This is a genomic window from Oceanobacillus sp. Castelsardo (genome assembly GCF_001659985.1).
GTDB lineage: Bacteria > Bacillota > Bacilli > Bacillales > Amphibacillaceae > Oceanobacillus.
The window spans coordinates 1-491 of record NZ_LYCS01000043.1 but is presented as its reverse complement, the minus strand read 5'-3'; the positions used below and the strand labels follow the sequence as shown (position 1 = coordinate 491).

The 491-nt window shown below is 49.7% G+C and carries 1 rRNA gene; it reads right to left on the bottom strand.

The window, feature by feature from the left end:
* Nucleotides 1-491: ribosomal RNA gene (locus A9178_RS18445) — 23S ribosomal RNA — on the bottom strand; the annotation flags it as partial.

Below are 491 nucleotides of genomic sequence, written 5' to 3'. Positions count from 1 at the left end.
AACGCGCTTCGACTACTTGTAGGCACACGGTTTCAGGTACTCTTTCACTCCCCTCCCGGGGTGCTTTTCACCTTTCCCTCACGGTACTGGTTCACTATCGGTCACTAGGGAGTATTTAGCCTTGGGAGATGGTCCTCCCGGATTCCGACGGAATTCCACGTGTTCCGCCGTACTCAGGATACACTCCGGAGGAAATTCTTTTTCGATTACAGGGCTGTTACCCTCTTTGGCTAACCTTTCCAGGTTGATTCGTCTAAAGAATTTCTTTGTAACTCCAACGGAGTGTCCTACAACCCCAGAGAGCAAGCTCTCTGGTTTGGGCTGTTTCCGTTTCGCTCGCCGCTACTTGGGAAATCGCATTTGCTTTCTCTTCCTCCAGGTACTGAGATGTTTCAGTTCCCTGGGTGTGCCTCTTATACCCTATGTATTAAAGTATAAGTCCTGCTCCATTACGAACAGTGGGTTTCCCCATTCGGAAATCCCCGGATCAA